Below are 25,208 nucleotides of genomic sequence, written 5' to 3' on the forward strand. Positions count from 1 at the left end.
GATATGGATGTTAATGAAGATATGACAATTGGTGATTTGGTGAAGAGTGGCGTATATGGTCAGTTTTCAGACTATATATTCACATATATGACGCCGGATCACTGGAATTTAAAACTGAAGGAATATGGTTTTGAAAAGGTTGGATTTTTGCCGGCGCTTCATAGAATGGAAGAACTGGAAAAAACAGAGAGATGTTATGTTTACGATATCTATTCTGAGGAAACAAAATTGAGTGAGTGGGACAAGGCATATGCAAAGTTCTTACATTTTCCAGGTCCGTTCAGCAATAGGCCGTATGCAGTTGTAATTCCCGGCGGTGGTTTTAACAGACAGTGGGGTTTAATAGAAGGACTTGCGATTGCGGCCAAACTTAACGAATTGGGATATACAGCCTTTGTGCTGTTTTATCGTACCAAGCAGGAACCACTGATGCCAAAACCGCTTGAGGATATGTATGGCTGTATCCGGTACATCGAGGAACATGCGGAAGAATTCGGCGTTCAGGCAGGGCATTATTTTATTGGTGGCTTTTCCGCAGGAGCAACAATTGCGGGAGAAATCGGTTCCAGTAATTTGGGGTGGAAGAACGCCGGTGTGCCGAAGCCGGAAATGATTTTTCTGGGATATACTGCCATACAAATGGATGTGTTTTATAGAATATATACAGATTATGCCAAAGGTCATCCTCTGCGCGAAGGCATTGCGCCTTTTCTGCGGCGTGTTGGCGGCCCGGATTTTACGCCGGCAGACCTTGAACCATACAATCTTACGCACTATATGGATGATTCCTATCCGCCAGTATATATTACTGCAAATGAGGATGACGGGACGGTCCCTGTGGAAAACAGCCATACTATGGTCAAAACCTGTGAGAAACTGGGTATTCCATATAAATCACGAATTGGAAGTACCGGAGGACATAGCTTTGGACTTGGCATTGGGCTGGAGGTGGAAGGGTGGCTTGAAGAAGCTGTATCCTTTTGGAAACAGTGTGCAGGCAGAGAGTAAGATTTGAAGAAGATGATATATTGAGTGAAATTCGCAATGAATTGAGCTTTGTAAAAATGTCATAATTAGAAGAGGAGAAAAAAGCAATGGCTTTGATGGAAACTCATTATTACAGCTTTTCAATGCGGAGCAATATCACATTGAACGTATTTATTCCGACGCCTGGCAGCAGTGAGCAGATTGTGGAGATAAACCACAGCGAGAAATACGACTATGAATCGGGGCTGCCGGTCGTCTATCTGCTGCATGGTGCTTATGGTGACGCATTCAGCTGGATACGATATAGTAATATAGACCGATATGCGCAGGAGCGTGGAGTTGCTGTCGTAATGGCGTCAGCAGGTAATTCCTTTTATCAGGATTTAAAGAGCGGTAATAGATACAAGACATTTTTTACAGAGGAACTCCCGGCTTTTATCCAGAACGTTTTTCCGGTAACGAAGGATAGAGAAAAGACCTTTATTGCCGGGTTTTCTATGGGGGGATACGGAGCCTGGTTTCTCGGCCTTTCCAGACCGGATCTCTACAGTAGGGCTGCCAGTCTGTCTGGTGCACTGGACATTGCAAGCTTGTATCGTACAGCTGAGGGCGGTGTAATTGATAATAATCCATTCAACTGGGAAGATTCGTTCGGTGATCCTAAGCTGCTGGAGGGAAGTGAGTATGATCTGTTTTCTCTTTATGACAGAGATATAGCCGCAGGCCAGGTTCCAAAGCTATACCAGGCTGTGGGGTATAGTGATTTCCTGTACAAGTCTAACATTCATGTAAAAGAACAAATGGAGAGACGAGAGGCCGATTTGGTCTTTGAAGAAGGAGAAGGCGGACACGACTGGATATTTTGGGATACTTATATACAGCACATCTTGGATTGGATGCTAAACTAATAATTGGAGGGTTACAATTATGGGTAATACTAAAGAAAATATAAATATTATGGCTGAATTTGAGAAGAATGCACAACGTCCTTTCGGGATGAGAGATAAGATCGGTTATGCGGCCGGTGACTTTGCCAATGATCTGACATTCGTTATTGCTTCGTTGTTTATGATGAAATTTTACACGGATGTCATGGGCGTTAGTGCTGCTCTGGTGGGACTTCTGATGATGGTAGCGAAAGTCGTTGATGCCTTTACGGATGTTGCTATGGGACAGATTGTTGACCGCAGTCCCTATAGGGCGAAGGGGAAATTTGCTCCGTGGATTCGCCGTTTTGCTGGTCCGGTCGCCGTTGCAAGCTTTTTGATTTTTGCACCATACTTTGCTGATAAGCCAATGGGCTTTAAAGTATTCTGGATGTTTTTTACATATCTCCTATGGGGATCTGTATGCTATACAGGTGTAAATATCCCATATGGTTCCATGGTGTCTGCAATGTCCGATGTGCCGGAAGAAAGGCAAATGCTTTCAACATGGAGAAATATTGGAGCCACGGTAGCTCAGATCGTAATTGCTGTCATCCTGCCACTGGTCGTATATGTGACTGATGCAGAAGGGCACCGGGTATTAGGCGGTAACCGGCTGATGATAGCTTCTGGAATATGCTCGCTTCTAGCTGTCGTTGTTTATATGATCTGCTACAGCCTTTCTACGGAACGCGTGCAATTTGTCAATGACAAGAAGAATCAGAAGAATGTTGGACAATTGTTTAAAATTCTGTTTACCAGCCGCGCGTTCATCGGTATCATAGTTTCTGCGCTCCTTCTGCTTCTTGTCCAGCTGACTCTGACCGGCATGGGAAATTATATATATCCAAATTATTTTAATAATACAACGATGCTTTCACTCAGCTCATTCCTTGGGTGTGCGGTCGTTCTGCTTCTTTCAACATTTGTTACGAAGCTTTCAGATCGTATCGGTAAAAAGGAACTTTCAGGCGTGGGTGCATGCATCGGTGCAGCGGCTTTGTTTGTTGCATATATTATTCATACCGATAATGTCGTTGTGTGGATTATCCTCTATACGATCGCATATATGGGGCTGGCATTTTTTAACCTGATGTGCTGGGCTATGATTGTCGATGTTATTGATGATATTCAGGTGAAGAATAATGTTCGCTCCGATGGCACGGTTTACTCTGTATATTCCTTTGCCCGTAAGCTTGGACAGGCAGGTTCTTCAGGACTGATAGGTCTTCTTCTTACCATAATTGGTTATACGGAGTCAACGGCTTTTGATACAGAGGTGGTAAATGGCATTTACGATGTAACAGCTATTGTACCTGCAATCGGTTTTGCGCTGATGGCTCTTTCATTGCTTTTCCTGTATCCGTTATCTAAGAAGAAGGTACAGGAAAATGTTGAGGCATTAAGGTTGAAAAAAGAGGATCATAAGTAAGACGAATTCCCCGCCAAGAGGACAATAAAATATTTAAATTTTAAGTTATGTACCTGCTAAGTTTTCGGCAGGTATATTTCTTTTATGCAGCAGTCATTATACATTTCGTAAGTCAGGCTGTATGCCAATTACTATACCAAAACATGAGCCTATTAAAAAGGTGTACGTGCAAATGGTAAGAGAGATTGTGGAAAGTGAGGTGCAGGAAAATGAGAACAGTTGATGAATACATGGATCTACCCTATAGAATGGAAATTGTAGAGGACCCTGACGAGGGGGGTATGTTGTATCATTCCCGGACTTAAGAGGTTGCATAACCTGTGCAGATACGATTGAAAAAGCCATTGCTAATGTAAAGGATGCCAAAAGGGCGTGGTTGGAAGCCGCAACGGAAGAAGGTTGTGAAATACCAGAACCAGATGATTTGGATAAATATTCCGGACAGTTTAAATTAAGAATACCCAAATCGTTACACCGCCGGTTAGCAGAACATTCTAAGCAGGAAGGGATTAGCATGAACCAATATTGTTTGTATCTTCTTGCCCGGAATGATAGTTCACGAAATTGAATATATAATAGTTCATGCTATAAATGACCTGACGTGAAGCCGGGAGGTATTACAAACTCCTGGTTTAATAGTCTATAGTATCCCCCGTAATATTTATATGAGTTTACTGTGATTTATCTCTTTCAGGGCTTAATTTGATCCCATTCATTGACCATATCATCATTGGAGATTGTGGGCATATTCAGTCAACTCTGTCGGATGATGCGCCATAAACACCGGGGAGTGATGTTTCTTAGAATTTAATCTGTAAAAATGTTGTAAGAGGTTTGGAGATAGAATATAATAAGAACAGGTATGGGAAGGATATATGCAATTCGGTCGTTTTTCATTATTCTTAGAGAGGACGTGGTATTATGCTGGGTCAGGTACGGAATTTACTTTTACAGTATGTGAATCAGGTACATGAAATATATGGCAATGAGTTAAAAGCAGTTATTTTATATGGTTCCTATGCCCGTGGTGATTATAACGCCTCCTCTGATGTGGATATTATGATTCTGGTAGATGCCACAGAAGAGACCATTAAGGAGAAAGGACGTATTCTTTCTGATTTAACGTTTGATTTTAACCTGGATTACGATATGATGATCATGCCGATTGTGAAAGATATCAACCACTTTCAGTATTGGCTGCAGGCAGATCCCTTTTATAGAAATGTAAAGAATGAGGGAGTTGAATTATATGTTGCATAATGAAAGAAACGTTGGAAGTCCGATGGGTCTTGCCATACATCGGCTTAAAGTTGCAAGAGAAGATTTGGAAACGGCAAAGGATGACTTTTCCGGAGATCATTTCAGAGCTGCAAATAACAGAGCATATTATGCGATATATCATACAATTACGGCTGTGCTGGCGCTGGAACAGGCCGCATTCAAAAGGCATAAAGATACAATCACATATTTTAATAAAGAATATATTAAAACGGAGAAATTTCCCCGGATACTTGGCCGACAAATTAGCAGGGCGCAAGAAATCCGTCATGCCAGTGATTATGATGAGTTTTATATTGCGTCGAATGAAGAAGCGCAGGAGCAGATAGATACGGCGGAAGCACTATGGAATGCAGTAAATCAATATATAAAAAGTTAAATAAAATTGTTATAATGTTAAACAGGGAGCACAACTTATGTGCTCTCTATTTTTACGTCAAAGGAGGAGGTTATAAAACAGACAAAGAACATGACCATATGAGCTTTTGAAGCTCGGCATCTGTCATGGGATTCATCAGGTGGCCATGAGAGTTTTAATTCTCTTGCACGTTTCTGAACCTTGATGACAGTTTTTTGTGCGATACCACAGCTTGCCATGATATTGCGTTGTGAGAATCCTAAGCCAGTAAGGCGAATGATTTCTCTGTATTTGGTCATGCTCGTGACCTCCTTATAATGTATTTACACCAAAGGGTGCATAACATCATTATAAGGTTTTTATAGGCAAAGCGATTTCCTTTTCGTCGGAATCGCGATTTCCACAAAAACGGATTTGTGATTTCCATACGCCGGACAGGTGATGGATTTCAAGGCTACTGCATTTTGTGGTAGCCCTGTAAGTTGATATTAACGAACGGTAAATTTTTCTATTCGCTATTTTATTGATGCCGTAGAAATGGAATGTTGTACAACAATCAGATAACGTTGCACAACAAAGAAAGTACAACAAAATAAGGCAGAAAAAAATCGGTAGCGGAAGAATCTGCGTTTGTAGTTGCCTGTGACTTTCCAATGTTCCGATTGGTGATATACTGAAACAGGAACAGGAGTGACAGGCCCAGGAAAATGCCGAATTTAGAGAAATGGTAATAAAATACGGGGCCGCATAAGAAGGAGGAAAAAGTTAATGAGTAAATACTTGATGACCCCTGACGAGGTTGCGGAAGCAATGGATATCAGCGTCAGCCATAGTAACGTTGTTATTCGAAAATTAAATGCAGAGCTGGCGTCAAAAGGATATTTGACGAGAGCCGGAAGAATCCCACGCAAATACTTTTTTGAGCGGACCGGATTAGGACCGGAATCATGTTTTGATAAGGAAGCACCCTAGGAAATCCTAGGATATCATGCATTATCACGCCCCCCAGAAGACAGGAAATTGTATGCAAAAGCCTGCACACAAAACTGCACACAAACCCCTTGTAAATCCTTGTATGTCCCTGGTAAAGAAGTGTTTCGTCGGGGGAGGGTTCGACACTGATGTCGCGATCTACGACGTTAGGTACTCATCAATAGAGTTGGATAAGGGGTAACGAAATGTGACACCCTTCCGCTCGTACCGGAGGGCGAGCTGAGAATTCAACCGGTGGGGGCCGTAGGTTTTCATCAAGAGGGAAAAAAGGCAGCAGGGACAATTGTGACCTGCTGCCGGGAAAAGTAATTGCACATTGAAATGGGATATGTTACCATAGTGACATGGAGCAATCGTGTTACTGCAAGGGTGTTGGCCTCCCATTATACATAGTTGGGAGGTGATGCGGATGAAATATGACTTTAAAGACCTTATGGCCTTTGGAACTTTTATCATCGCATTGCTTACCTTTATTTTTTATAATTGTAAGTAGCGTTTTTCTATAAAGGCCTGGAAACAGGCAATAGAAAACCACCCTTGTAAACTTTGAGCGGTTGAAAGGATGGCATTTCTATCTTTTTACTGGTCAACCCCTTGTGGGCGGTTGTTCCTTTTGTAATTCTAATATAGCATATCCGGAACGGCATTTCAAGCCTATTCTTCCTCGCCAGATATATATTCCAAACACAGGGGCTAATAAAAAAATCAAACCCGATCACACACCAATGCAAAGGGGATATTCTGATTATAATATAGATTTATCCCTTTGCAAACCGAAATGTAAAGGAGAGTATTTTAAAATGGCAAGAGAAACAGAGATTGATGAAAAAATCACAAATATTGAGACATTGGTAAAAAAAAACTCAAGTTATGATTAGTGATTTGTATGAAAGTTATTTTTGTGAAGAAGTTAAATCGGAAATGGATACCTGGAAAATCTTGTCTCATTATTATGGCAATCCTGATGGGGTAAAAATGGGGTACGCTCTTGATTTTTCCCTTCCATTATGTTATAGTATCCCCCATAATAAGGCCGTGAAACCCTTGATTTTAAAGGAAATTTCACAACAATGACCGGTGTGTTCGAGACCTTCCACACCTAAAACAAAACTAAAGGAGAATTGAATATGAGTAACAAAACATCAGAAAGGACCTATTTTATGGTCTATTCGGCAGTGATTGCTGCAATCTACACCGTTCTGACTATTATTTTTGCGCCTGTCAGCTTCGGTCCGGTCCAGTTCAGGATCTCAGAAATCCTTTGCATACTCCCGTTTTTTACGCCGGCAGCAATTCCAGGATTGTTTATTGGCTGTTTGTTGTCCAATTTTCTGTGCGGTGCCGCCACACTGGATGTTATTTTCGGCAGCCTGGCAACCTTAATCGGAGCGGTCGGTTCCTATAAGCTTCGCAAGACCAAATGGCTGGTATGCGTACCGCCGATTCTGGCAAACACCATTATCATCCCGTGGGTGCTTAAGTATGCTTACGGCTCTGAGGATTTCATCTGGTATGCGATGATCACGGTTGGAATCGGTGAAATACTTGCAATTGGCGTGCTGGGAAATCTGCTGCTTGGTATTTTAAACTGCTATAAGCATATCGTATTCAGACGTTTTTTGTCTAAATAATGATCGTTCCATAATATCCGGAAAATTCCTGACTATCATAGACAATTCATAAGCTTTTTCGCCAGCATTTTACAAGTTCCATAATAAGTTACATTTAAAAAAATAAATTTAAACGGATTTTGAAAATGTAACCAAAATGTAACCGGTATCGTTTATAATAGTGACATAATAAAAGGACAGTGGTGAAGAATATGGCAATAGGAAGAATGAGCGTGGTTCGTAATGCCGATCGTTATTTCACGGTAGCAGTAGACGAATGCAAGGATTGGGGTATAAAAGGAGTAATGTTTCATGGTAATGATTCTCAGGGCATCTGTTACAACAGCCTGTTGGAGATGATTATGAATATGGACCGTATCTTCGATGATATTGGGAGTCCCAAGCAAACATTTCAAATGCGGTGCTTTCCCGGTGCGAAGCCTCCGGCTTTTGTGACACGAAGGTGCGAAGAGGAACAACGGGAGGGGAAAGAGGCAACCTTCTTTATTTACGTGCAGTACCGTTACCATGCAAGCTTGCAGGGGACAATCAGCTGGCAGGGAGGAGAACGCACGGAGGCGTTTGAAAGTGAGCTGCAGTTGATCCTGTTGATTGATGAGATTTTAAACGGGCGTTTTCCGGAGAGTCAGGAAGGAAAATCTTTAAACTCCTGCCACGTATCCATTGACGTTTATAATTCCGGCCGGATTGTAGGAAATTATCAAAATATACCTGCGGAAAAGGTGGAGCAGTTTAGCGTTCCGGTTGATTTGGCAGGCAGCCTTTGTAATTTTATGGAAATTGGAATTTCAGAGGATGAAACTTTGAAATACGGACTTAATTATGGACAGCTGATATCCAGTGAGGCCTGTTCCATGTGCAGGAAGGGCGGGCAAAAGGCATCCTTTTCAATTAAAGTAATGTTCCAGGAGTATTCTACCTGGCAGGGCATTATTTACTGGCGGGAAGGAAGAGTGCAGCTGCCGTTTCGGAGTTTTAAGGAGATGCTTTACATGATTGCTTCCGCAGCGGAAGCAGCCACTGCCAATGATGGGGACAGGGACTACGGGGAAGAGGCACCTTCTTTTGCCATAGGGTCTTAAGAAGTAGTGGTATAAAGTGCACTTTACAGGTCATAAAATCTGTAAGGTGCCTTTTTCAATATAAGATTATATTGTAGATTTTCTGACTGCTTTCTTATATAATGGATAAGAAAGCAGTTGACTTTACAAAAGAAAAGCAGTAAAAGTAAGAGGAAGTATCAGTCATCATAGAAAAACAAAATTAAGGATGGAAAAAACATGTATCAAATTGATTTTCATAAACCAGAAGCAATTCATTTTATTGGAATAGGCGGAATCAGCATGAGCGGTTTGGCGGAAATTCTTATTGATGAGGGATTTACTGTTACGGGTTCCGATTCTCATGAATCAGAGCTGACGCAACATTTGGAGGCAAAGGGAGCAAAAATCGCATACGGACAGCGGCCGGAGAATATCACTGAGGGGATCGATGTGGTCGTCTATACGGCGGCAGTGCATCCGGATAATCCGGAGTTTATAGAAGCCAGGGAAAAACAGCTTCCGATTCTCAGCCGGGCAGAGCTGCTGGGCCAGATGATGGCAAACTATCAGAACTCCATAGCTGTTTCCGGAACTCACGGCAAGACCACGACCACATCCATGATAACAGAGGTCCTTTTATCGGCGGACACAGACCCCACCATATCGGTTGGAGGAATCTTAAATTCCATCGGCGGTAATATCCGGGTGGGCGGTCCGGAAATGTTTGTAACAGAAGCCTGCGAATATACCAACAGCTTCTTATCCTTTTTCCCGACCATGGAAGTGATTTTAAACATAGAGGCAGACCATCTGGACTTTTTTAAAGATATAAAGGATATACGGCACTCCTTCCGCCTTTTCGCTGAAAAGCTTCCGGAGGACGGATTGCTGGTGATCAACAATGACATAGAGAACAGGGAGAACATAACGGCTGGCCTTCCGTGCAAAGTGATCACGTTTGGTAAGAGGCCGGGAAGCAGATACCAGGCCGATGGGATCCGGTTTGATGAATTGGCGAGGGCTACTTATGATCTGAAGATAGACGGAAAAATTGTAGATACGGTTGCCCTTGGCGTTCCGGGTGAGCATAACGTATACAATTCCCTGGCAGCAGCAGCAGTCTGCACGGAACTTGGGATATCCATGGATCTGATTAAAAAGGGGCTTAAACGCTTTACGGGAACCAACCGGCGTTTCGAGAAGAAGGGAGTTTTATCCGGTGTGACCATCATCGATGATTACGCCCATCATCCCCAGGAAATAAAGGCCACCCTGGAAACGGCAAAGCATTATCCTCATGAAAAGCTGTGGGTAGTGTTCCAGCCTCATACCTATACCAGAACAAAAGCATTTCTGGACGAATTTGCAGAGGCTTTGTCTCTGGCTGATGAGGTAATACTGGCGGATATCTATGCGGCCCGCGAAACTGACAATCTTGGAATCAGTTCCGGGGATATCGCGGATCGGATCGAAAAAAAAGGCGTGAAAGCGCATTACATACCGTCGTTTGATGAAATTGAAACATTTATTTTGGAAAATTGTATACACGGTGATTTGTTGATAACTATGGGAGCCGGAGATATTGTAAAAGTGGGAGAAAAGCTGTTGGGCTTATAGTTATCCACATTATCCACATAGTTTTCAACATTTTATGTTAAGAAGCTATGTGGATTTTTTAATTTACATAATTTATAGTCTTACAATTTACAAAATCTCGGTTTTATCAGCAAATCGACACGATTCGGAGGAGAACTCCAAATTATGTATACCTGATTTCCACATTATCCACAGTTTCCACAATTCATTTAGTGGATAACTGCGCCTATTTTCTTTTGCAAAGACCTGTGGTATGATAAGAGCATGATAAAAAGGTGAGGTTATGGCAGTGAATTTTAAGAGCAGTTTCAAGGTAAATGCGACGGTGATATCCAATGCTTTCATTGATGAGCATATGGCAGGAGCCAATGGAGAGTACATAAAGGAATATTTATATTTGATGCGCCATGAAGGAGAAGAGGTGACCGTTTCCATGATAGCGGATGCCTTAAACCATACGGAGGCGGATGTGGCGCGTGCGTTGTCTTACTGGAAGAAGGCAGGAGTCCTGGCGGAAGACGTTCCGGCCAGACGGGAAGTGTCTCCGGCAGTATCTGAGACAGCCTGTACCGGAAGTGCCGCAGCAGAGTCCGGGAAACCGGACGTGCCGCAGAAACGACCGGTCTATTCTCCTGAGAAAATAAGCGGCCTTGCCGGGGATGAGGACTTTTCCCAGCTCCTTTATATCGCACAGAAATATATGAATAAGGTATTTACCCAGAGAGAATGCGAGGTGTTCGCCTATCTCTATGACGGTCTTCATATGACGGCGGAACTGCTGGAATATGTGGTGGAATACTGTGTTCAGGGCGGGCACAGCAGCATCCGTTATATTGAAACAGTGGCCATCAGCTGGCATGAAAAAGGATTTCGGACCATTGAGGATGCAAAGAATCATGCGTTTTCCTTTTCCAAGGACTCCTTTGCTGTCATGAGGGCTTTTGGGTTAAATGACAGAAAGCCGGGAGATTTGGAACGGGATTTTATGGACCGCTGGTTCCGGGCCTATGGATTTGCCAGGGAGCTGGTGATCGAGGCATGCAACCGTACGTTATCTGCCACTCATGCACCCAGCTTCCAGTATGCGGATAAGATATTGGAAGGCTGGAAAAAAGCAGGGGTCCGCTCCATGGAAGAGGTCAGGAGACTGGACGAGCAGCATGCGGACCGGATAAAGAACGGCGGGAACAAGACAGGAAAGAATTCGGCTGCTGATGGAAAGAACGGAGAATATAAGCAGGTTCCGGCCACAAAGGGGAGAAGCGGACAGAATCAGTTTCAGAATTTCCCTCAAAGAGAGATTGATTATGATGCCCTTGTCTTAAAGCAGCTGACAGAGCAGCAGTAGGATTTACGTAAGGCAGTATAAGAATGGAGGTAACTATGGCGCTGAGCAATTCACAGTATAACGCCATCATGCGGGCTTATGGGCAGCAGCAGTTTAAGAACCGCCATGAACAGGAAGAAAGGATTGCAGAGGTATATAAAAGGATTCCCGTTATCAAAGAGCTGGATGATTCCATCAGCACCAGAGCGGTGGCTTGTGCGCGCAGACTTCTTGATGGGGATCAGGAAGCTCTTAAGGAGCTGCGCAGTGAAATCGCAGACTTGAGAGAACAGAAAAGCGTACTTTTAAAGGCAGCCGGGTTTTCTGCGGATTATATGGAGATGCGGCACCGGTGTCCGGATTGTAAGGATACCGGGTATGCGGATGGAGCGAAGTGCCACTGTTTCCGTCAGTCTGAGATGAAATATCTGTATGCCCAGTCCAATATTGAGGAGATTGTTGCGGTAGAAAATTTTGATACATTCTCCTATGAATATTTTGATGATACCAGGGTGATTTCGGTTTTGAACCGTACCGTAAAACAATATATGGGACAGGTCATGGAAACCTGCAGGAATTTTGTGAAGGGATTTTCCGCGGAGCATGGAAACCTGTTATTTACAGGGCCTACCGGAGTCGGCAAGACGTTTCTGACCAACTGCATTGCCAAGGAGCTGATTGACCGGTATTATTCCGTCATTTACCTGTCCGCCAATGATTTATTTGAGGTGTTTTCCAAGAACCGGTTTGATTATCAGGATGAAGAAGACATGAAGGGCATGTATCAGTATATTCTGGACTGCGATCTTCTGATCATTGATGACCTGGGAACAGAGCTTAATAACAGCTTTACTTCTTCTGAGTTATTTTACTGCATCAATGAACGGCTTAATTCTTCTAAGTCCACCATTATTTCTACCAATCATCCCATGAACGAGCTGAGGGACCGGTATACGGAGCGTGTAACGTCCAGGCTGATCAGCCGGTATACGGTGATTCCGCTTTACGGGGACGACATCCGTATTCGAAAGAAGGCAGGACGTACCGATTAACTTGACTATTTTCGCACATAATGATATAAAAGAACCGTTGCATAGCAATAAGATATGTTGAAGGAGAGAAGAAATGCTTTACGAAGAGAAAACGATAGAAACCATTCCGGTAGGGCCGCTGGGTTTAATTCCGCTTAAAAGCTGCAGGGATTTAGGGGATAAAGTCAATGATTACCTGGTGGCATGGAGACAGGAACGGGAGAGTGAGCATAAATCTACCATCGCTTTTGCGGGTTATCAGAGAGAGTCCTATATCATCGGGGGGAATACCCCAAGATTCGGAAGCGGCGAAGCTAAGGGGACTCTGCAGGAATCCGTACGCGGTGATGACCTTTATTTCATGGTAGATGTGTGTAATTACAGCCTTACCTATTCCCTGTGCGGAATGACCAATCACATGTCCCCGGATGACCATTTCCAGGATTTGAAGCGCCTCATCGCAGCGTCTGCAGGAAAAGCCCGCCGCATCAATGTGATCATGCCCTTCTTATATGAGAGCAGACAGCACAAAAGATCAAGCAGAGAGTCTTTAGACTGTGCCCTGGCCCTGCAGGAACTGGTGAATATGGGGGTTGAGAACATCATTACGTTTGATGCTCATGACCCGAGAGTGCAGAATGCCATTCCGTTAAAGGGATTTGAGACCGTTCAGCCTATTTACCAGTTTATCAAGTACTTATTAAAGGAAGAAAAGGAACTGGATATTGACAGCGAAAATATGATGGTCGTCAGTCCGGATGAAGGCGGTATGGGACGTGCTGTGTTTTTTGCAAATGTTCTGGGCCTTGATATGGGTATGTTCTACAAGCGCCGTGATTATACCCAGATCGTCAACGGACGTAACCCGATCGTTGCCCATGAATTCCTGGGGAGCAGCGTAGAAGGAAAGGATGTGATCATTGTTGATGACATGATCTCATCCGGCGAGAGCATGCTGGATGTTGCGAAAGAACTGAAAAGAAGAAAAGCCAGGAAGGTATTCGTATGTGCAACATTTGGTCTTTTTACCAACGGCCTTGCAAAGTTCGATGAATATTATGAGAATGGCTTTATCGATCGGATTCTCACTACCAACCTGGTATATCAGACCCCGGATCTTCTCTCCAGGCCATATTACATTAATGTTGATATGAGTAAATACATCGCGTTGATCGTGGATAATCTGAACCATGATGCATCCTTAAGCGGCCTGTTGAATCCGACTACCAGGATTAACCGGCTTCTGGAGCGTTACCGAGCAGGAGACAGGTAAATTGGGGGCTATATGGAAAAATTATCAACACAAAAACTCGTTTTAGCAGGTCTTACACTTTTCTCCATGTTTTTTGGGGCGGGAAATCTTATCTTTCCGCCCTTTTTAGGTGCATCGGCAGGGACCAATACCTGGACCGCCATGGCCGGTTTTGCGGTGACGGCAATTGGATTTCCGGTCCTTGGAGTCATTGCCGTGGCTCAGTCCGGCGGCCTTGATAAGCTTGCAGGCCATGTCCACTCTAAATTTGCGTTTATCTTTACACTGCTTATCTATTTGTCCATCGGACCGTGCCTTGCGATCCCGAGAACCGCCAGCACATCGTTTGAGATGGCTGTGGTTCCGTTTTTAAGGGAGGAAAGCTCCGGTGTGCTGACTCAGTTTCTATATTCCGCCGTGTTTTTTACCATCGCTTTTGTGGTGGCATTAAAGCCGGATAAACTGACAGACCGGTTAGGGAAGGTTCTGACTCCCTGCCTTCTGACGCTGATCGTGGTGATATTTGCAGGCTGCATGATTCATCCCCCGGGTTCCTATGGGGTACCGGCGAAAGCCTATGAGTCCAATCCTTTCACAGAAGGGTTTCTTGAGGGGTATATGACCATGGATACCATTGCTGCCCTGAATTTCGGGATCATCATATCTCTGAATATCAGGACCATGGGGATCAGTAAGGAATCCGGCCTGGTCCGGGAGACCATCAAAGCAGGACTTATTGCGGGAGGCCTTCTCCTTGGGGTGTACAGCGCTCTGGCTCATGTAGGAGCCATCACAGGAGGAGCATTTGGACTTGCGGAAAACGGAGCCCGGACATTAAATCAGACAGTGCGTTTTTTATACGGTAATGCAGGGCTTGTAATGCTGGCTGCCATATTCTTTATTGCCTGTTTAAATACCTGCATTGGCTTGATCAGCTGCTGCAGCAAATATTTCTGTACTATTGTTCCGAAAATCGGATACCGAACCTGGGCTTTTATTTTTGCATTGGTCAGCCTGATCATTTCCAATATTGGCCTTAACAGGATACTGGAGGTTTCCGTACCGGTGTTAAATGCCATCTATCCGGTGGCTATTGTTCTGATTCTCCTTTCTTTTGGATTCCGGGACGGCAGGAAGTGGAAGGCAGTTTATGTCTGTTCCATTGCTTTCACCGGGATCACCAGTGTGCTGCTGTCCTTAGAACAGGCAGGCCTTGGATTTTTAAATGCCGGACTTTCCCTGCTCCCCCTTTATGAAGTGGAGCTTGGCTGGATCGGACCGGCTTTATTGGGAATTCTGGCCGGTGTTACAGCAGGTATCGCTCGAAATAAGAGTACATAAAAGTAAGACTGTAATACGGCCGTGAGAATATCCGTATTACAGTCTTATTTTTATAGAATGTGCTATCCATGATTATATTTCCACTAAATGATAAGGAATCAGGTTGGCGGTCAGCATCTGCGCTTCCCTCTGATGGCAGGTGAAAATAATGACCTGGTCCGAATAGGCGCCCACCAGCCACTTTAAGGCGGTACGAAGCCTGTCATCATCATATAATACAAAGCTGTCGTCAAATATGAATGGCATCCGTTCCGTGCCTTCCTGGATTAAAGTAGCAGCTGCCAGCCGGAGCGCTAAATATACCTGGTCCATAGTTCCGCTGCTGACCTGCTCTAAGGGGACCAGCTTGGTTTTCGTATTTAAAAAGACATTGAGGTTTTCATCCACGCTCATGCTGGTATAAATTCCTCCTGTAATTCCGGCGATGAGGTCAGAGGCCGTCTTATTTAAATATAAGCCAAAGGAATCCCGGATGGAGGATGAGAGGCTGGTCATGGTTTCCAAAGCAAGGTCAATGGCTGATATCTCTTCCCGGATGCGGTCATTCTCCGCCAGAATGTGCTTAAGCCCTTCTGCCTGTGTTTTGCAGTTTGACAGATGTTCCAGCTTTTTCTCCAGTTCCCACTGGCTTTTCTGCTGTTTTTCAATGGATTCTCCGCAGCCTTCCTGCTTTTTCTGAAGCTCTTCGATCTCAGCCGCCTTCTGTGCAATGGCAGCTTCAGACCTGGTGACAGCAGAGCATAAACGGGTAAATTCCGCCATTCTGGTCTGGAAAGCCTGGATAGCCTTTGTGGAAATATCTGTGTTACCTAAATGCCTGGAGAGAATTTCCTGCAGGATCTTGGCACTCATTTCCATATCCTTCTGGCTGTGTCTCAGGCGCAAAAAGAGGATCAGACCGATCAGGTAGAAAATAATGGCGGCACCGATGAAAACGCCAAGTAAAAGGATCAGATCCAGTCCATAGTAAGCGGTAAAATAGTTGGATTCCCCCAGGTAGTAAAGCACTCCGGTGCTGCATAAAAGCACAGTAGCAATGATCAGGGAAAGAACGGAGCATATTTTCCGCGGCTTTTTCCCGCAGGCAGTCCTGGCTTCCGTGTATTCGTCAAACGTCTCCTGAGCCTTCCCGGAATAGACGTTTATGGACTCCTGATCGGAAAACTGGTTGCTGCTTAATACCTGCCTGCCCCTTGCGGCCTTTTGAAGAAGTTCCTCTTTTTCTTTTTGGAGTTCCTCCAAAGTATTTTTAACCTCTGAGCGCAGCTTCTGGTATGCCTGTATCTGATTTTCGTATTCCGGGGATGCGATATCCTTTTCCGTATTGCGGATCTCACTTAATAAAGAAGTATAAGTACGGGCGGCTTCCGGAACCATTTGGGATTCCAGTTCCTTTCTCTGGGATTTTAAAAAGGCCGCGGCCTTTGTGATATTAAGTGCCAGGTTCCCTGTTGTATTTAGGTTGGCTATGTAATTTTTTAATTCGGAAACCATGCCTTCATCGGTAGCACTTTTCAGCTGTCCGATGCTGACCGTATTGATATAGGCGGCTTCGCTTAAGCCGCATAATAAGTCATCCAGAAATGCCTTGGTAGGCTCCACTTCCCGTCCGGCGGTCTCATCTACGATCTTAAATTCCTTTTTATTCTTATGGAAGGTACGTTCGATCCGGTAGATGTGATCCTTATGCTCCAGGCGTACCTGACCTTCGTAGGTACCGCTGTTTTCCCAGGGTTCATATTTGGTATAAAGATCATTCCTTGAGGCCCGTCCCCGCTGGCGTTCTATGCCGAAAAGCATGCCCCGGATGAAGGTGTGGATGGTGGATTTTCCGGCCTCATTCTTGCCATATACAATGTTAAGCCCATCCCGGAAGGATAGATTTCTGTCATGGAATTTTCCGAAGCCGTTGATATAAATATCCAGTATTTTCATTGGGTCAGCTCCTTTCGTCCGTTGTACGAAGCAATGCGTTGATGCCGTAGTAGAGGGCCTTTTTCTCCACAGGGCTCATCTCCGGTTTCTGAAGGGCCTGGATAAAAAATCCGATCATATCACTGGGGTGTTCGGCGAACAATGCCGGGAAGTCATATTGCGGTTCGGATTCATCGATGATCTCCATGATCTTAAACCGGGTGGAAAGCATTTCCAGATCAAAGGAAATCTCCGGGTCTCTCATGCCGCGGATGCGGAACCGGAATATGTTTTCCGGTCCCCGGTTCTGGATTTCCTGAGTGATTTTCATGGCCAGTTCGGTATTGGTAGTGGCAGTGGTCACATTGACAGCCAGGGAGATGTACTGAAGCCTTGCTAACGGGATGAACTTTAAGGAGGCCACCATACGGGTCACTTCATTGATCTCCCCGGCCATCATGCCGTGCGGCCCTGATTCCGTCTTGTCCAAAGGCTCCAGGGAACCGGCAAATGCCATGCGGTTTTCCAAAAGGATCTCCGGCCGGTGGATGTGTCCCATGGCAATATAGGAAAAATCCAGATTGGCCATGGCACCCTTGTCAAAGGGAATGTGGTTGGCGTCGCCGCCATGGCCTAAGAGGATATGGATGCGTCCGTTATTAGGCACCTTTAAATGGTCAAGGCGGTTTTCCGGGATCTCAGATGAATGATAGCTGAAACCATAAACTTCCGTATTGATATCCTTAAAGTAAACACTCTCCAGCTCCTCCCCCATCAGGTAAGACACGTTGGACGCCCAGTTGAAGCTTAAAAGGGCGGAGTTGTTCCGGATGCGGTCATGGTTGCCGGCGATCATGACCACATGAACGTCCGGAATGGTGGAAAACAGATAGTTTACTTCTTTTAAATCCCTTGCAAGAGGCTGCCGGTGAAATAAGTCACCGGATATAAAAAGGCAGTCGGCTTCCAGCACTTTTGCCTGATTTACCGCCTTTGCAAAGGTGTCTTTGATATCCTGGCACCGCTCCTTGCTCCACGGCTTGTCGCTGTCCGGGCTCATGCCCCAGTGAACATCTGAAATATGTATGAATTTCATTATCATTACCTCGCTGGTCCTCTGTATATACATACCACAAATTCCCTGCCGGTCAGGGAAGGGAATTTGCGGCACAGGTTTAAAGTTCGCAGTTGCCCGCAGTTCTCGGGAACGGGACCACATCGCGGATATTGGCCATTCCGGTTAAATACATCACGCAGCGCTCAAACCCTAAGCCAAAGCCTGCATGGCGGGTGGAACCGTATTTTCTCAAGTCAAGGTAGAACTCGTAATCCTCTTTCTTAAGGCCAAGCTCATCCATACGTGCGGTCAGCTTGCCGTAATCGTCCTCTCTCTGACTTCCGCCGATGATCTCACCGATTCCGGGAACCAGGCAGTCCACAGCGGCCACAGTTTTGTTATCCGGGTTCATCTTCATGTAAAAGGCTTTGATCTCCTTCGGATAATCCGTTACGAATACAGGCTTTTTATAAAGCTGCTCAGTTAAATAGCGTTCATGCTCGGTCTGTAAGTCACAGCCCCAGAACACTTTATAGTCAAATTCATCGTTGTGCTTTTCCAAAAGCTCTATGGCATCGGTATACGTCACATGAGCGAATTCAGAATTTAAAACATGGTTCAGACGGTTTAATAATTCCTTATCCACAAACTGGTTGAAGAAATTCATCTCTTCCGGCGCATGCTCCAGGACGAACCGGATGACATATTTCAACATGGATTCTGCCAGCTCCATATCGTCATTTAAATCCGCAAAGGCCATCTCCGGCTCAATCATCCAGAATTCCGCCGCATGGCGTGTGGTGTTGGAATTCTCGGCACGGAATGTAGGTCCGAAGGTATAAACATTGCGGAATGCCATGGCATAAGTCTCTGCATTCAGCTGGCCGCTTACGGTTAAGTTGGTAGGCTTTCCAAAGAAATCCTGACTAAAATCGACGGCACCTTCCCCGGTCTTCGGAACGTTTGTCAGATCCAGTGTGGTGACCTGGAACATCTCACCGGCCCCTTCGCAGTCGCTTCCGGTGATGAGCGGGGTGTGTACATAAACGAAATCCCTCTCCTGGAAGAACTGGTGGATGGCATAGGCGATCAGGGAGCGGACACGGAAAACTGCCTGGAATGTATTAGTTCTGGGACGCAGGTGGGAAATGGTCCTTAAATACTCAAAGGAATGACGCTTTTTCTGAAGAGGATAATCCGGTGTAGAGGTACCCTCTACTAAGATTTCCGTTGCCTGGATCTCAAATGGCTGTTTTGCCTCCGGTGTGGCAACCAGGGTTCCGGTAACAATGACTGAGGTGCCTACATTCAGCCTGGATATTTCGGAGAAATTCTCCATGGTATCATGATAGACGGCCTGAAGTGTTTCAAAATAGGTTCCATCGTTTAAAACAATGAATCCAAAGGCTTTGGAGTCCCTTAAGCTTCTCACCCAGCCCCCGACCGTAATCTGGGTGTTAAGAAACGATTCTTTGTTTTTATATATTTGTCTTACTGTTATTAAGTCCATAATGGCTTCTCCTTCTATATGTTCGCATACTTATTAAGATTATACTGTATTTCCAGTTTCGATTCAAGGGGGATAGTGGGTAAAAACGTCGGATATGGAATAAAATGTAAAAGATAGGGAAAAAGCATGAAAAATGTCGGAAAATGCACAAAAAATCATTGTAATAATTTAAAAATTTGTTCACTATTCTATAAATGTGTGTTATAATGCTAGTACAATAAAATTACAACAGCAAGAGGTGATAACGTGATTAAGAAAGAAATGATTGCCATGCTTTTGGCAGGCGGCCAGGGAAGCCGTTTAGGCGTGCTGACGCAAAAGGTGGCCAAACCAGCAGTATCATTTGGCGGCAAATACCGGATCATAGATTTCCCGCTTAGCAACTGCATCAATTCAGGAGTGGATACAGTAGGAGTTTTGACCCAGTATCAGCCATTACGTTTGAACACCCATATCGGGATCGGCATCCCGTGGGATCTGGACCGCAATGTTGGTGGCGTTACGATCCTTCCGCCTTATGAGAGGAGCAAGGGCAGTGACTGGTATACCGGAACGGCAAATGCCATTTATCAGAACCTCGAGTACATGGAGACTTACAATCCGGACTATGTCTTAATATTGTCGGGCGACCATATTTATAAGATGGATTATGAGGTTATGCTGGAATATCATAAGGCGAATAATGCTGATATCACCATTGCTGCCATGCCGGTGCCGATCGAGGAAGCCAGCCGGTTCGGGATTCTCATTACCGATGAGAATAACCGGATTACGGAATTTGAGGAGAAACCGGCGAACCCCAGAAGCAACCTGGCTTCTATGGGGATTTACATATTCAGCTGGAAGGTATTAAAAGAAGCACTTATAAAGATGTCGGAAGTTCCGGGATGTGACTTTGGCAAACACATCATTCCGCATTGCTTCGAATCCGGAAACCGGGTGTTCGCCTATGAATACAATGGCTACTGGAAGGATGTAGGTACTCTGGGATCTTACTGGGAAGCCAATATGGAATTGATTGATATCATTCCTGAATTTAATCTTTACGAGGAATACTGGAAAATTTATACCAAGAGCGACATCATTCCGCCCCAGTACGTGGCGGAGGATGCGGTCATAGACAGAAGCATCATCGGAGAAGGATCGGAAATCTATGGGGAAGTCCATAATTCCGTCATCGGTGCGGGCGTTGTCATAAAGAAAGGTGCTGTGGTCCGGGATTCCATTGTCATGAGGGAATGCATCATAGGGGAGAACGCTAAGATCCATAAAGCCATTATTGCTGAGAATGTAAGGATCGGTGCCAGTGCCGAGCTTGGGATCGGGGATTTTGTTCCGAGCAAATATGATCCCAAGGTGTATCAGTTTGATCTGGTAACGGTTGGTGAGAATTCAAACATTCCGGAGAATGTGAAGGTGGGTAAGAATACGGCAATTGTCGGGGAGACAATATTAGAGGATTATGCGGACGGAGAACTGGCCGGCGGAGACTACATCATAAAGGCAGGTGGCATGCGATGAGAGCGATAGGGATTGTATTAGCAGGCGGAAACAGTAAGAGAATGCGGGATCTATCCAATAAAAGGGCGATCGCAGCCATGCCGATTGCAGGCAGCTACCGCAGCATTGATTTTGCCCTCAGCAATATGACGAATTCCCATATTCAGAACGTGGCGGTTCTGACCCAGTATAATTCCAGGTCTCTTCATCTGCATTTGAGTTCTTCCAAATGGTGGGATTTCGGAAGAAAGCAGGGAGGATTATTCGTATTTACCCCAACCATTACTGCGGATAGCAGTGACTGGTACCGGGGAACCGCGGATGCGCTTTATCAGAATCTGACATTTTTAAAGAACAGCCATGAACCCTATGTGGTCATTGCGGCAGGCGACGGCATCTATAAGCTGGATTATGGAAAGGTTCTGGAATATCACATTGAAAGAAAGGCGGATATCACCGTTGTGTGTACGGAGCTTCCAAAGGGAGAGGATGTCACCCGCTTCGGACTTGTTAAGTCCAATGAAGACGGAAGGATAACGGATTTTGAAGAAAAACCCATGGTAGCTTCTTCAAACACGGTTTCCTGCGGGATCTATGTGATACGGAGGCGGCAGCTGATCGAACTGATCGAGCGCTGCGCCATGGAGGACCGTTATGATTTTGTAAGCGACATTCTGGTGCGCTACCGGAATTTAAAGAGAATTTATGCTTATAAGATGAACACTTACTGGAGGAATATCGCTTCTGTGGAATCTTACTATAAGACCAATATGGATTTCTTAAAACCGGAAGTAAGGGATTATTTTTTCCGCCAGTATCCGGATGTTTATTCCAAAATAGATGATTTGCCTCCGGCCAAGTACAATCCGGGCGCGGTGGTGAAGAACAGCCTGATATCCAGCGGCAGCATTGTCAATGGAGTGGTAGAGAATTCGGTTCTCTTTAAGAAGGCCTATATCGGCAACAACTGTGTTATAAAGAATTCCATCATCTTAAATGATGTATATATAGGTGATAATACGGTCATTGAAAATTGTATTGTGGAAAGCCGGGATACCATCCGGGCGAATACCACCTATATTGGAACACCGGACAATATAAAAGTTGTCCTGGAAAAAAACGAAAGATACACATTATAAAGAAATGTGACGGGAAGGGGTTTAACATGCAGATTACAGACGTGAGAGTAAGACGGATCGAAAAAGAAGGAAAGATGAAGGCGATTGTATCCATTACACTGGATAACGAATTCGTGATTCATGACATCAAGGTGATTGAAGGGGAGAAGGGGCTGTTCATCGCCATGCCAAGCCGCAAGGCAGCTGATGGGGAATACCGGGATATCGCTCATCCCATTAATTCCGGCACGCGTGATATGATCCAGAAGGTGATTCTGGACAAATATGAGACTACAACGCTGGATATGCCGGATGTGGCAGCATTAGCATAAGGCGAATTTTAGGGACTGTCGCAAAATTATTCACAAAAAATGCGTCTTGATTGGGCTTTTAAAAGCCGTTTCAAGGCGCATTTCCATGCTGTTAATACGGTTCTTTTGTATAAATTGCTATCTCAGATTTTGCGACGGCCCCTTTGTATGCAAAACTCTTTGCAATACAGGATTTACACCGGGCTCTTTTTCGGGTTATAATAAAAATTAATAATTTTGGAAAGGTAGATGAAAACATGACGATTAAAATAGGTATCGCAGGCTATGGAAATCTGGGAAAGGGAGTGGAATGCGCCATCCGTCATAATCCGGATATGGAGCTTGCCGCGGTATTTACCAGAAGAAATCCGGAATCCTTAAGGATTTTAACTCCGGGTGTAAAGGTGTATCCCTATGAGGAGGCCATTTCAAAAAAGGATTCCATTGATGTGCTGATCCTGTGCGGGGGGAGCGCAACGGATCTTCCGGTACAGACGAAACAGCTTGCAAGACATTTCAATGTGGTTGACAGCTTTGATACCCATGCCAGAATTCCGCAGCATTTTGAAGCTGTTGATGCGGCGGCAAAAGAGGGAAATAAGGTGGGAATCATATCCGTAGGCTGGGATCCGGGCATGTTTTCCTTAAACCGCTTGTATGCGGGTGCCATTCTGCCGGGCGGCCATGATTATACATTCTGGGGCAAAGGTGTGAGCCAGGGGCATTCCGATGCAATCCGCAGGATTTCCGGCGTAAAGGATGCCAGACAGTATACCGTTCCGGTCGGGGAAGCCTTAGAGTCGGTCCGGAGCGGTAATAATCCCGAACTGACTGCCAAAGAGAAGCACACCCGTGAATGCTTTGTTGTGGCGGAAGAGGGGGCTGATTTAGACAGGATCAGAGAGGAAATCGTGACCATGCCCAATTATTTTGCAGATTATAATACCACAGTCCATTTTATCACGGAGGAAGAACTTATTCGGGAGCATAAAGGAATTCCTCATGGCGGGTTCGTCATCAGGACCGGAACAACAGGCTGGGAGGATGAGAACAGCCATGTAATGGAATACAGCCTGAAACTGGATTCCAACCCGGAATTTACCGCTTCTGTCCTGACCGCTTATGCAAGAGCTGCCTGCCGTTTGAATCAGGAAGGCCAGTGCGGCTGTAAGACCGTATTTGACATAGCCCCGGCGTATTTAAGTTCCTTAAGCGGGGAAGAATTGAGAGGACATCTGTTATAAAACGGCGGCAGGAGGGATAGAGAATGGCAGTCATGAAAGAAATAGTCTTATATTATCAGCCGGAGAAGGACAGGCAGAGCGGAAATGATACGAAAGCCGCCAGGCTAAAGGCTGTTCTGGTCCGTATGGGGATACGGATTAAGAATATTTCCCCGGACCAGCTTAGCCAGACTGTGGGATATCTGGCAGGCTTTGACGGATTTCTTGAGCAGGAGCAGGAGGAATGTCCGGCTGTGGAGGAGGAAATTCTGGTTATGAAGAATTTCTCCAACCGCCGGTTAGACGAGTTACTCATGAACTTAAAGCGGGCAGGAGTCCCGAAGATCGCTTTAAAGGCGGTGATAACCGATACCAATTGCAAGTGGAAATTCTATGACCTGTATCAGGAGCTTAAAAAAGAACATGATACGATGTCCGGGGAAGATGAGACATTATAATGGATTACGCGGGGAATACGGTGCCAGCCGTTCAGAGAGAAGGAGCTCCTGCTCCTTCTCTCAGCCCCACTGCGTCCCCGCTTTCCCTACACTCAATCTCCTCCCTACTGATAATCACAAACATTCGCCCATTTATGCAGCAATTCCGCCTCTTCCGGCCTCTTTTTAGACAACTGTGCGGCCGCAACGACGGACAGCCACGACTGCACATATTTCTTCGCCGTCCCGGTTTTTTTACAGAACAAATCCATATACATATCCGCCTTTTTCTGATCCTGCAGGCAGAACAGCAGATAAGTCCTTGCAACATCCGCACTGGCATTCCCCTGGGTCGCGTGCACCCAGTCCAGAACAAACATAGTCCCGTCATCCTTCACGATAATATTGCTGGGGTTAAAATCTCCGTGGCATAGCTTGGTATGCTTCGGCATACTGTCCAGCTGTGTCCGCATATCGTACCTGGTCACATCACCTAATTCTTCAATATCCAGGATCTGCCGTGACATCTTATCCTTTAACTTGTTAAGAAGCGGGCACTGTTTTGCCATAATGCTCAAATGAAGGTCAACCATCTTTTCCATGTATTCCGGCAGCTTTTCCGGGTTTTCATCCATGAGCTGTTGGAGAGTCTTGCCCTCAATGAAATCAAAGGTTATGGACCACTTGCCTTCATAAACACCAACTTCTAAAACCTTTGGAACATTGATTCCGCCGACTTCCTCTACGCGCGCGGAAATCAATGCTTCATTTAGGACATCTGCCTTTGGGAAATCAGCGTTGAAAACCTTGATCGCCTTATTTCCATCACGAAAGACCTTTTTTGTTGCAGTTGTAGCTATTAATTCTGCTGCCATAAAAACTTCTCCTTCCATCCATGAATCTAAATCATTTTGTAGTAGATTTGTACCTATATTTTACTACA

Annotated in this window: 24 protein-coding genes; 19 read left to right on the plus strand and 5 right to left on the minus strand. The window is 45.0% G+C overall.

Features of this window, described 5'->3' with window-relative positions; all coding sequences use genetic code 11:
* Nucleotides 1–3 precede the first annotated feature (3 nt).
* The 6 genes from BQ9856_RS22145 to BQ9856_RS22175 all read left to right on the plus strand — a co-directional run bounded on the left by BQ9856_RS22145 (nt 4) and on the right by BQ9856_RS22175 (nt 5,002).
* Nucleotides 4–1,008: an alpha/beta hydrolase gene (locus BQ9856_RS22145; RefSeq protein WP_077612944.1), complete on the plus strand. Its 1,005-nt coding sequence runs from the start codon at nt 4–6 to the stop codon at nt 1,006–1,008.
* An 86-nt stretch (nt 1,009–1,094) separates the two neighbouring features.
* Entirely contained in the window at nt 1,095–1,895 is an 801-nt protein-coding gene (locus BQ9856_RS22150) for an alpha/beta hydrolase (RefSeq protein ID WP_077612945.1), read from the plus strand.
* A 19-nt stretch (nt 1,896–1,914) separates the two neighbouring features.
* Complete coding sequence (locus BQ9856_RS22155; RefSeq protein WP_235839283.1) at nt 1,915–3,345, plus strand: MFS transporter; 1,431 nt, start codon at nt 1,915–1,917, stop codon at nt 3,343–3,345.
* Nucleotides 3,346–3,676: 331 nt separating this feature from the next.
* On the plus strand, nt 3,677–3,913 hold the full coding sequence (locus BQ9856_RS22165; RefSeq protein ID WP_442855603.1) for a toxin-antitoxin system HicB family antitoxin: 237 nt from the start codon (nt 3,677–3,679) through the stop codon (nt 3,911–3,913).
* A 353-nt stretch (nt 3,914–4,266) separates the two neighbouring features.
* On the plus strand, nt 4,267–4,605 hold the full coding sequence (locus BQ9856_RS22170) for a nucleotidyltransferase domain-containing protein (RefSeq protein ID WP_077612946.1): 339 nt from the start codon (nt 4,267–4,269) through the stop codon (nt 4,603–4,605).
* Nucleotides 4,595–5,002: a HEPN domain-containing protein gene (locus BQ9856_RS22175; RefSeq protein ID WP_077612947.1), complete on the plus strand. Its 408-nt coding sequence runs from the start codon at nt 4,595–4,597 to the stop codon at nt 5,000–5,002. The genes BQ9856_RS22170 and BQ9856_RS22175 overlap by 11 nt, the downstream gene beginning before the upstream one ends.
* Before the next feature lie 35 nt (nt 5,003–5,037).
* On the opposite strand, the gene BQ9856_RS22180 is transcribed toward BQ9856_RS22175, so the two are convergent.
* Entirely contained in the window at nt 5,038–5,280 is a 243-nt protein-coding gene (locus BQ9856_RS22180) for a hypothetical protein (RefSeq protein ID WP_235839284.1), read from the minus strand.
* 469 nt (nt 5,281–5,749) lie between these two features.
* Here BQ9856_RS22180 and BQ9856_RS22185 point away from each other — a divergent pair, with 469 nt between their 5' ends.
* From BQ9856_RS22185 to brnQ, 8 genes are all read left to right on the plus strand, one after another.
* Nucleotides 5,750–5,953, plus strand: a complete 204-nt coding sequence (locus BQ9856_RS22185) for a hypothetical protein (protein WP_077612948.1) — start codon at nt 5,750–5,752, stop codon at nt 5,951–5,953.
* Between the two features lie 1,148 nt (nt 5,954–7,101).
* Nucleotides 7,102–7,605: a QueT transporter family protein gene (locus BQ9856_RS22190; protein WP_077612949.1), complete on the plus strand. Its 504-nt coding sequence runs from the start codon at nt 7,102–7,104 to the stop codon at nt 7,603–7,605.
* A gap of 191 nt (nt 7,606–7,796) precedes the next feature.
* The gene (locus BQ9856_RS22195; RefSeq protein ID WP_139348749.1) at nt 7,797–8,687 is read left to right on the plus strand and encodes a hypothetical protein; all 891 of its coding nucleotides are present in this window, start codon (nt 7,797–7,799) and stop codon (nt 8,685–8,687) included.
* A 198-nt stretch (nt 8,688–8,885) separates the two neighbouring features.
* Nucleotides 8,886–10,265, plus strand: a complete 1,380-nt coding sequence (gene murC, locus BQ9856_RS22200; RefSeq protein ID WP_077612951.1) for a UDP-N-acetylmuramate--L-alanine ligase — start codon at nt 8,886–8,888, stop codon at nt 10,263–10,265.
* 262 nt (nt 10,266–10,527) lie between these two features.
* On the plus strand, nt 10,528–11,592 hold the full coding sequence (locus BQ9856_RS22205; RefSeq protein WP_077612952.1) for a DnaD domain protein: 1,065 nt from the start codon (nt 10,528–10,530) through the stop codon (nt 11,590–11,592).
* 35 nt (nt 11,593–11,627) lie between these two features.
* The gene (locus tag BQ9856_RS22210) at nt 11,628–12,623 is read left to right on the plus strand and encodes an ATP-binding protein (protein ID WP_077612953.1); all 996 of its coding nucleotides are present in this window, start codon (nt 11,628–11,630) and stop codon (nt 12,621–12,623) included.
* A gap of 73 nt (nt 12,624–12,696) precedes the next feature.
* On the plus strand, nt 12,697–13,875 hold the full coding sequence (locus BQ9856_RS22215) for a ribose-phosphate pyrophosphokinase (RefSeq protein ID WP_077612954.1): 1,179 nt from the start codon (nt 12,697–12,699) through the stop codon (nt 13,873–13,875).
* Nucleotides 13,876–13,887: 12 nt separating this feature from the next.
* Entirely contained in the window at nt 13,888–15,195 is a 1,308-nt protein-coding gene (gene brnQ, locus BQ9856_RS22220; RefSeq protein WP_077612955.1) for a branched-chain amino acid transport system II carrier protein, read from the plus strand.
* 72 nt (nt 15,196–15,267) lie between these two features.
* Here the strand turns inward: brnQ and BQ9856_RS22225 are convergent, their stop codons facing one another.
* From BQ9856_RS22225 to asnS, 3 genes are all read right to left on the minus strand, one after another.
* Complete coding sequence (locus tag BQ9856_RS22225; RefSeq protein WP_077612956.1) at nt 15,268–17,130, minus strand: ATP-binding protein; 1,863 nt, start codon at nt 17,128–17,130, stop codon at nt 15,268–15,270.
* A gap of 4 nt (nt 17,131–17,134) precedes the next feature.
* Nucleotides 17,135–18,205, minus strand: coding sequence for a metallophosphoesterase family protein (locus BQ9856_RS22230; RefSeq protein ID WP_077613496.1), 1,071 nt, complete (start codon nt 18,203–18,205; stop codon nt 17,135–17,137).
* 79 nt (nt 18,206–18,284) lie between these two features.
* On the minus strand, nt 18,285–19,676 hold the full coding sequence (gene asnS / locus BQ9856_RS22235) for an asparagine--tRNA ligase (RefSeq protein WP_077612957.1): 1,392 nt from the start codon (nt 19,674–19,676) through the stop codon (nt 18,285–18,287).
* A gap of 270 nt (nt 19,677–19,946) precedes the next feature.
* Here asnS and BQ9856_RS22240 point away from each other — a divergent pair, with 270 nt between their 5' ends.
* From BQ9856_RS22240 to BQ9856_RS22260, 5 genes are all read left to right on the plus strand, one after another.
* Entirely contained in the window at nt 19,947–21,197 is a 1,251-nt protein-coding gene (locus BQ9856_RS22240; RefSeq protein WP_442855604.1) for a glucose-1-phosphate adenylyltransferase, read from the plus strand.
* Nucleotides 21,194–22,315, plus strand: a complete 1,122-nt coding sequence (gene glgD / locus BQ9856_RS22245) for a glucose-1-phosphate adenylyltransferase subunit GlgD (RefSeq protein ID WP_077612959.1) — start codon at nt 21,194–21,196, stop codon at nt 22,313–22,315. The genes BQ9856_RS22240 and glgD overlap by 4 nt, the downstream gene beginning before the upstream one ends.
* Before the next feature lie 26 nt (nt 22,316–22,341).
* Nucleotides 22,342–22,626 carry a septation regulator SpoVG gene (gene spoVG / locus BQ9856_RS22250; protein ID WP_077612960.1) on the plus strand — a complete coding sequence of 95 codons (285 nt, stop codon included), beginning with the start codon at nt 22,342–22,344 and terminating at the stop codon, nt 22,624–22,626.
* Between the two features lie 236 nt (nt 22,627–22,862).
* Nucleotides 22,863–23,849 (plus strand): diaminopimelate dehydrogenase, encoded by a 987-nt coding sequence (locus BQ9856_RS22255; RefSeq protein ID WP_077613497.1) that lies wholly within the window; start codon nt 22,863–22,865, stop codon nt 23,847–23,849.
* Nucleotides 23,850–23,872: 23 nt separating this feature from the next.
* Complete coding sequence (locus BQ9856_RS22260; protein ID WP_077612961.1) at nt 23,873–24,286, plus strand: DUF3783 domain-containing protein; 414 nt, start codon at nt 23,873–23,875, stop codon at nt 24,284–24,286.
* A gap of 104 nt (nt 24,287–24,390) precedes the next feature.
* Here BQ9856_RS22260 and BQ9856_RS22265 read toward each other — a convergent pair whose 3' ends face one another.
* Nucleotides 24,391–25,140, minus strand: a complete 750-nt coding sequence (locus tag BQ9856_RS22265; RefSeq protein ID WP_077612962.1) for a phosphotransferase family protein — start codon at nt 25,138–25,140, stop codon at nt 24,391–24,393.
* Nucleotides 25,141–25,208: the final 68 nt, after the last annotated feature.

The organism is Clostridium sp. Marseille-P2415, assembly GCF_900155545.1.
Taxonomy (GTDB): Bacteria; Bacillota; Clostridia; order Lachnospirales; family Lachnospiraceae; genus Lacrimispora.